The organism is Petrotoga sp. DB-2 (genome assembly GCF_054051725.1).
In genome coordinates this window covers 40,651-47,098 of record NZ_JBSVZD010000016.1, presented here as the reverse complement: position 1 = coordinate 47,098, position 6,448 = coordinate 40,651, and the positions used below count along the sequence as shown (strand labels likewise).

General features: G+C 35.6%; 13 protein-coding genes. All 13 read right to left on the bottom strand.

The window, feature by feature from the left end; genetic code table 11:
• Nucleotides 1-21 precede the first annotated feature (21 nt).
• The 13 genes from ACW9JY_RS06720 to rpsQ all read right to left on the bottom strand — a co-directional run bounded on the left by ACW9JY_RS06720 (nucleotide 22) and on the right by rpsQ (nucleotide 6,446).
• Entirely contained in the window at nucleotides 22-699 is a 678-nt protein-coding gene (locus ACW9JY_RS06720; protein ID WP_457283786.1) for an adenylate kinase, read from the bottom strand.
• Nucleotides 700-706: 7 nt separating this feature from the next.
• Nucleotides 707-1,987: a preprotein translocase subunit SecY gene (gene secY / locus ACW9JY_RS06715; protein ID WP_103076381.1), complete on the bottom strand. Its 1,281-nt coding sequence runs from the start codon at nucleotides 1,985-1,987 to the stop codon at nucleotides 707-709.
• Between the two features lies 1 nt (nucleotide 1,988).
• On the bottom strand, nucleotides 1,989-2,444 hold the full coding sequence (rplO, locus tag ACW9JY_RS06710; RefSeq protein ID WP_103076382.1) for a 50S ribosomal protein L15: 456 nt from the start codon (nucleotides 2,442-2,444) through the stop codon (nucleotides 1,989-1,991).
• 32 nt (nucleotides 2,445-2,476) lie between these two features.
• A complete protein-coding gene (gene rpmD, locus ACW9JY_RS06705; protein ID WP_103066425.1) occupies nucleotides 2,477-2,662 on the bottom strand; it encodes a 50S ribosomal protein L30 in 186 nt (61 codons plus the stop codon).
• Between the two features lie 3 nt (nucleotides 2,663-2,665).
• A complete protein-coding gene (gene rpsE, locus ACW9JY_RS06700; RefSeq protein ID WP_103076383.1) occupies nucleotides 2,666-3,199 on the bottom strand; it encodes a 30S ribosomal protein S5 in 534 nt (177 codons plus the stop codon).
• A gap of 16 nt (nucleotides 3,200-3,215) precedes the next feature.
• Nucleotides 3,216-3,584, bottom strand: coding sequence for a 50S ribosomal protein L18 (gene rplR / locus ACW9JY_RS06695; protein ID WP_103076384.1), 369 nt, complete (start codon nucleotides 3,582-3,584; stop codon nucleotides 3,216-3,218).
• Nucleotides 3,585-3,614: 30 nt separating this feature from the next.
• A complete protein-coding gene (gene rplF / locus ACW9JY_RS06690; protein WP_103076385.1) occupies nucleotides 3,615-4,175 on the bottom strand; it encodes a 50S ribosomal protein L6 in 561 nt (186 codons plus the stop codon).
• A gap of 12 nt (nucleotides 4,176-4,187) precedes the next feature.
• Nucleotides 4,188-4,592, bottom strand: a complete 405-nt coding sequence (rpsH, locus tag ACW9JY_RS06685) for a 30S ribosomal protein S8 (RefSeq protein WP_103076386.1) — start codon at nucleotides 4,590-4,592, stop codon at nucleotides 4,188-4,190.
• 14 nt (nucleotides 4,593-4,606) lie between these two features.
• Nucleotides 4,607-4,792 (bottom strand): type Z 30S ribosomal protein S14, encoded by a 186-nt coding sequence (locus ACW9JY_RS06680; RefSeq protein ID WP_103076387.1) that lies wholly within the window; start codon nucleotides 4,790-4,792, stop codon nucleotides 4,607-4,609.
• 16 nt (nucleotides 4,793-4,808) lie between these two features.
• Nucleotides 4,809-5,366: a 50S ribosomal protein L5 gene (rplE, locus tag ACW9JY_RS06675; RefSeq protein ID WP_103076388.1), complete on the bottom strand. Its 558-nt coding sequence runs from the start codon at nucleotides 5,364-5,366 to the stop codon at nucleotides 4,809-4,811.
• Between the two features lie 68 nt (nucleotides 5,367-5,434).
• Entirely contained in the window at nucleotides 5,435-5,755 is a 321-nt protein-coding gene (gene rplX / locus ACW9JY_RS06670) for a 50S ribosomal protein L24 (RefSeq protein WP_103076389.1), read from the bottom strand.
• Nucleotides 5,756-5,764: 9 nt separating this feature from the next.
• Nucleotides 5,765-6,133 carry a 50S ribosomal protein L14 gene (rplN, locus tag ACW9JY_RS06665; protein WP_103076390.1) on the bottom strand — a complete coding sequence of 123 codons (369 nt, stop codon included), beginning with the start codon at nucleotides 6,131-6,133 and terminating at the stop codon, nucleotides 5,765-5,767.
• Nucleotides 6,114-6,446, bottom strand: a complete 333-nt coding sequence (gene rpsQ, locus ACW9JY_RS06660; RefSeq protein ID WP_103076391.1) for a 30S ribosomal protein S17 — start codon at nucleotides 6,444-6,446, stop codon at nucleotides 6,114-6,116. Before rpsQ ends, rplN begins: the two co-directional genes overlap by 20 nt.
• Nucleotides 6,447-6,448: the final 2 nt, after the last annotated feature.

Here is a 6,448-nt window from a genome sequence, read left to right as displayed (position 1 = left end):
TTAGTTCTTTTTCTTCTTGCCTTAACTTAATTTACCTTTAGTTAATCGTTGCTTTGACCTATTTCTGAAGTGGGTAATATTAAACAATTCTTTTGTAACGTCTTCAATATTTTGGACACCGTCTATTGTAATTATTTTGTTATTTTTTCTATAATATTCTATTACGGGCTCGGTATTTTTCTTATATACTTTATACCTTTCTCTGACTACTTCTTCTTTGTCATCGTCTCTTTGAATTAATTTTGTACCACATACATCACATTTTTCGTCTTCTTTTGGTTTAAGTGTAATTAAATTATATACTTTTCCACAGTTTGGGCAGACCCTTCTATTACTTATCCTTTTTACTATTTCCTCTTCGGAAACGTCGATTAGTACTGCCGCATCTATTTCTTTTTTTAACTCTTTTGTTGCTTGATCCAAAAATTTTGCTTGATCTAAAGTTCTAGGATAACCATCAAGAATAAAAGAATCTAATTCTTCCAATTTTTCTTTTACCAAACTATTCATTATTTCATCTGAAACTAATTCACCACGATCCATAATTGCTTTAGCCTTTTTACCTAATTCTGTACCTTTGCTAACAGCGTCTCTTAAAATATCTCCGGTGGATATATGTACAACATCAAACTCCTTGGCTACCCTTTTTGCTTGGGTTCCTTTACCTGCACCAGGGGGTCCGAAAAATAAAAGTCTCAATGAAAATTCATCTCCTTCCTCGTAGCCTTCCTTTTTTCATAAAACCTTCATACTGTCTAACTATCATGTGTTGCTCCATCTGTTGAACTATGTCTAAAGCAACTCCTACTGCTATTAGGGTACTGGTACCACCTATCCAGATTTGCTGCATCCCTGAAGCACCTCTGATAAAGTAGGGAACCAAAGCGATTACAACCAAAAAGATAGCTCCTATGAATGTTACCCTCGTCATAACTGAAGTAATGTAATTAACAGTCGGCTTTCCTGGTCTTAAACCTGGTATGAACCCACCATAATTTCTTATATTATCAGCTACATCGTTTGGATCCATAACAACAGAACTGTAGAAGTATGTAAAAAAGAAAACCAACAAACCATACAACACAAGGTAAAGTGGAGCACCTATGGCGAATAGCCTATCGTCTACCGTCGTGTTGGTCACTCCAGCAATCATACTGGGTAGAGTCATGATAGCCGAAGCAAAGATTATTGGAATTACCCCTCCACCATTTACTTTAATAGGTAAATATGTTGAGGAACCTCCATAAATTTTGGTGCCGACCACTCTTTTTGCATACTGAATATTAATTCTTCTTTCAGAGGTTTGAACCGCTACCACGGCTATTACTATAAATATGGCAACAGCCGCTAAGAGTATCCATTCTAATGGAGTTAAACCTATGAGAGCTTCTGCTGCATATGTAGGATACCTCGATACTATACCTGCAAATATTAAAACAGATACTCCGTTTCCTATTCCTTTTTCGGTGATTAATTCACCTATCCATAGTAAAAACATCGTTCCTGCTGCTATAGAAACGGTTGCTAAAGTTACAAAGAGGACTGGTGATAGGTTGGGGGATCTGTAATTGTTGGCAGCTATGGACATTAATAATCCTTGCCCAAAAGCTAACACTAACGTTAACATCCTGGTGTAATGAGCGAATTTTTTTCTCCCACTTTCACCTTCTCTCAACATTTCTTTTAAACTAGGTATTATAGAAGAGAGAAGTTGAAAAATGATCGAAGCTGTAATATAGGGTGTTACTGAGAGAACAAATATAGATAAATTGCTTAATGCTCCCCCAGCAAAAACGTCAAAAAAACCGATGAATCCTCCAACCGCTCCTTGGGCTGCTCCACTTAAAGCAGATTGCCATGCCTCAATATTTATTCCCGGAATGGGGATGTAAATACCTATCCTAAACCCTATCAACGCTAAAAAGGTGAATATAACCCTATCCCTTAATTCAGGAATCCTAAAAACGTTCCTAAAGGCTTTGAACATGTTATTCAATCACCTCTATTTTCCCGCCAACAGCTTCAATTTTCTCTCTAGCAGTTTGAGAGAAAAAGTTAGCTTTGACAACAAGAGGTTTTGATATTTCTCCTTTTCCTAATATTTTTACTCCATCGTTCAATTTTTTTATTACTTTCCTTTCTAGAAGTATATCTGGAGTTACTTCTTCATTTTCTGAGAAATACTTTTCTAATGTTTCTACGTTTACAACAGAATATACTTTTTTGAATGGTTTATTAGAAAATCCAAATTTTGGAGTCCTTCTAATAATGTTTGTTTGTCCACCTTCAAAGGCTTTACCGATTTTACCACTTCCTCTAGCCTTTTGACCTTTGTGCCCTTTTCCGGATGTTTTTCCTAATCCTGAGCCAATTCCTCTTCCTAACCTTTTTTTGGGTTTTCTTGATCCTGGTGTAGGTTTTAGATCTTCAATTTTAAGTGGCATGTATATAGCCTCCTTATTTACAGTTTGTTTAATTAAGAATCGATTTCTTCCCACTCAACTAAGTGATGTACAGTCCTTATCATTCCTCTAATTTGGGGATTGTCAGGTTTTATTACTACTTTATCTTTTCTAGTTAAATCTAAAGCATCGAGAGTAGCTAATTGTCTTTTGTTCTTACCTGCTCTTCCTCTTACTAATTTTATTTTTAGGCTTGACATCGCTCATACCCCCTCGTGTGCACCAAAAAATACTTGTTTTACAGTTAAATCTCTCAACTTTGCAATTTCTTGAGGAGATCTTAGCTTTTTTAATCCATTGTAAGTGGCTTTAGCTAAATTTAATACGTTCGTTGAACTAATGGATTTACTTAGAATATTATCTATTCCTGCTAATTCAACAACGGCTCTTACAGCTGAACTAGCTATAACACCGGTACCTGGCCCTGCTGGGAACAGTAATACGGTGGAAGCATCTTGTTCACCGATTGTTTCGTAAGGAATGGTTCCATTTCTAACGGGGACTTCTATTATATTATTCTTTGCATTTTCAATTGATTTTCTGATGGCTTGTGGAACTTCCCGGGCATTCCCAACTCCTAATCCTACTTTTCCATTTCTATTACCTACTACTGAAACAGCTCGAAATGAAATAGTTTTTCCACCTTTAGTTACTTTACTGACCCTTCGAATTTCGATTACTCTTTCTTCTAATTCATTTGCAGCATCAGTAGCTTTTACTTTCTGATCGCTCGGCATAAATTACCAACACCTCCTAAAACTTTAAGCCCGTTTCTCTTGCTGCTTCAGCAAGAGCTTTTACTTTTCCATGGTATTTGTAACCGCTTCTATCAAAAACTATTTCTGTTATACCTTTTTCTTTTGCTTTTTCAGCTATAAGTTTCCCTACTTCTTTTGCAGCGTTTTCATCCCATGTTTTTTCTAATTTTTCTTTCAATTGTTTTTGGGTTGTTGAAGCAGACACCAATGTGACACCTTTGGTATCGTCTATTATTTGAGCGTATATATGCTTTTGACTTTTAAAAACTGTTAGTCTTGGTTTTTCTGGTGTTCCTCTAACGTTTTTTCTCACTCTTAAATGCCTTTTTCGTCTAAGGGCTTTTTTGTCTAATTGTTTTATCAATTTAAAAGGGACCTCCTTTGCGGAAATGTTTTAAACTTTCTTTCCTTCTTTTCTTAAAACACTTTCTCCAACGTATTTTATACCTTTACCGCTGTATACGTTAACTTTTCTCAAACTTCTTATTCTTGCAGCGACTTCTCCAACTTTGTATTTATCTATACCTTTAACCACCACTCGTGTGGGTTGTGGAACCTCTATTGTTATTCCTTCAGGCACCGGAAATTCTACCGGCTTTGAATAACCAATATTCAAGACTAAATTTTTCCCTTGAAGTTGCGCTCTGTACCCAATACCAGTAATCTCCAATTCTTTTTGGTATCCTTCAGTTACACCTTTAATCATGTTTCTCACATGAGATGTGAACGTGCCTCTGAGCGCTTTTAATCGTTTTTCGTCGGAACTTCTTTTAACCACGCCTTCTTTTGACTTAATCATTAATTCGTTGTTATCTCTATTAATTTCTAAATATTCGGGTAAATTTAGACTTAATTCACCGTTTTTACCTTTGATTTTTATTGTTTGTCCATCCACAGATAATTCTACACCATCAGGAATAATTGTTGGTTTATCAGCTATTCTCGATTGTGGCATCTAGGCACCTCCTCACCATACATAACAGATTACTTCTCCACCAACTTTTTTATCTCTCGCTTCCTTATCGGTCATTACTCCTAAGGACGTTGAGAGTATAGCTATACCTAATCCACCTTTGACTTTTGGTATGTTACGGGTATTAACATATACTCTTCTTCCGCTTTTTGAAACCTTTATGATTCCTTCCATTATAGGTTTTTTGTCTCTTCTAGTACCTTTGTACTTTAGATAGACTTTGAGTATTCCTTGCTTACCATCGTCTATAAATTTATAATCATTGATAAATCCTTCTTTTTTCATTATTTCTAAAATGTCTCTTTTTAAGTTCGAAGCGGGTATTTCAACACTTTCTTTGAACACCGAATTGGCATTCCTTATTCTGGTTAGCATATCAGCTACCGGATCGCTCCACATTCGTTTTTCCCTCCTTACCAGCTAGCCTTCTTAACTCCAGGAAGTTTACCTTCTAGAGCTTTTTCTCTGAAACATATCCTACATAAACCAAATTCTCTATAAACAGCTCTTGGTCTACCACAAACCTTACATCGTGAGTATTCTCTTGTTTTATACTTTGGGGTTCTTTTAGATTTTTCTATAAGTGCCTTTTTTGCCATTACTCACACCCTCCATTTATTTTTTTTGTAACGGGAAACCAAAATATTCTAGTAATTTCCTGGCTTCTTCATCAGTTTTTGCTGTGGTAACGATTGTTATATCCATACCTTGAACTCTATTTATGTCATCAGGCCTAATTTCTGGAAAAATTAGTTGTTCGGGAATTCCAAAGGTATAATTACCTCTTCCATCGAAAGAATCGGATGGTAATCCTCTAAAATCCCTCAATTTTGGTAATACAACATGATTTAATTTATACAAGAAATTATACATTTTCCATCCTCTCAAAGTTACTTTTACCCCTATTGGCATCCCTTCTCTAACCTTAAAATTGGCAACACTTTTCTTTGCCCTGGTTATTAAGGCTTTTTGCCCGACTATCTTTGTTAACTCTTGAGCATGTTTTTCAACAACAGCTCTGTTCCTAGAGCCTTCTCCAACTCCCATATTAACAACTATCTTCACAAGTTTTGGGACTTGTAATTCGTTTTTGTAGTTAAATTCTTTCATCATAGAGGGAATTACTACTTCTTTGTACCTGTCTTTCAGAGGTATATACTGAACTTTCTCCATTGATAGTCCTCCTTTTTGGTTCTTACCTTACCTACTTGATTTTTACAAGTTTTCAAAATTTGAATGAATTAAGATTTCTCTACTATTTCACCACATTTTTTGCAATATCTTACTTTACTTCCATCTTCAAGAAATTTAAATCCCACTCTTGTTTTTTGATCACAATTTGGACAAACTAACATAACGTTTGAAATATCAATAGGACTGGGTTGCTCGATAATTCCCCCTTCCCTCATCTTTTGAGTGGGCCTTTGATGTTTCTTGACGACGTTTACATTATCTACAATAACTTTTTTATCCTTTGGTATAACCCTTAAAACTTTGCTTCTTTTTCCTTTATCTTTTCCAGAAATTACTATTACAGTGTCATCTCTTTTTATTTTATACATATTTTCACCTCACCAAACTTCTTTTGCTAACGATGCTATTTTCGCATAGCCTTTTTCCCGCACTTCTCTGGCTACTGGGCCAAAAACCCTCGTCCCTAAAGGTAATTTATTTTTATCAACCAGTACTGCAGCATTGTCATCAAATCTAATATAGGTTCCATCTTTCCTTTTTATCTCTTTTTTCGTTCTGACAATAACGGCTTGAACTACTTGACCTTTTTTCAAATCTGTGTGAGGTATGGCTTCCCTAACGGAGCAAACAACGGTGTCTCCAACGGTTCCTTTTGATTTATGAAATCCTCCGAGTACTTTAATAACTCTTAAAACTTTTGCTCCAGAGTTATCAGCGACTCTAACTTTACTCTCTAGTTGTACCATCAACCTCACCTCCAAAGGCTTCTTGTACTTCTTCTTCAACTGACTCGGGTGTTTCAACTTCTTCCGATAAAATATTTTTTCTCACAATTCTTTTTAAAACAAAAGCCTTTGTTTTGGAAAGCTTTCTAGATTCTTCTATTTCAACAATATCACCGATCTCACATTCGTTATTTTCGTCATGTGCATGGTATCTTCTGGTTTTTTTAACAAATTTGTGGTATTTGGGATGTTTGGTAAGTCTGTCTGTTTCTACCGTTATCGTTTTGTCCATCGCATTGCTGACAACTTTTCCCGTTATTATCTTTTTAGACATGA

Excerpts from the sequence above, each read along its gene's own strand:
- rpsH (WP_103076386.1), bottom strand. The coding sequence starts at position 4,592 with ATGTGGAGCGATCCGGTAGCTGATATGCTAACCAGAATAAGGAATGCC.
- rplN (WP_103076390.1), bottom strand. The coding sequence starts at position 6,133 with ATGGTACAACTAGAGAGTAAAGTTAGAGTCGCTGATAACTCTGGAGCA.
- rplF (WP_103076385.1), bottom strand. The coding sequence starts at position 4,175 with ATGCCACAATCGAGAATAGCTGATAAACCAACAATTATTCCTGATGGT.
- rpmD (WP_103066425.1), bottom strand. The coding sequence starts at position 2,662 with ATGTCAAGCCTAAAAATAAAATTAGTAAGAGGAAGAGCAGGTAAGAAC.
- rpsE (WP_103076383.1), bottom strand. The coding sequence starts at position 3,199 with ATGCCGAGCGATCAGAAAGTAAAAGCTACTGATGCTGCAAATGAATTA.
- ACW9JY_RS06680 (WP_103076387.1), bottom strand. The coding sequence starts at position 4,792 with ATGGCAAAAAAGGCACTTATAGAAAAATCTAAAAGAACCCCAAAGTAT.
- rplO (WP_103076382.1), bottom strand. The coding sequence starts at position 2,444 with ATGCCACTTAAAATTGAAGATCTAAAACCTACACCAGGATCAAGAAAA.
- rplE (WP_103076388.1), bottom strand. The coding sequence starts at position 5,366 with ATGGAGAAAGTTCAGTATATACCTCTGAAAGACAGGTACAAAGAAGTA.
- rplX (WP_103076389.1), bottom strand. The coding sequence starts at position 5,755 with ATGTATAAAATAAAAAGAGATGACACTGTAATAGTAATTTCTGGAAAA.
- rpsQ (WP_103076391.1), bottom strand. The coding sequence starts at position 6,446 with ATGTCTAAAAAGATAATAACGGGAAAAGTTGTCAGCAATGCGATGGAC.
- secY (WP_103076381.1), bottom strand. The coding sequence starts at position 1,987 with ATGTTCAAAGCCTTTAGGAACGTTTTTAGGATTCCTGAATTAAGGGAT.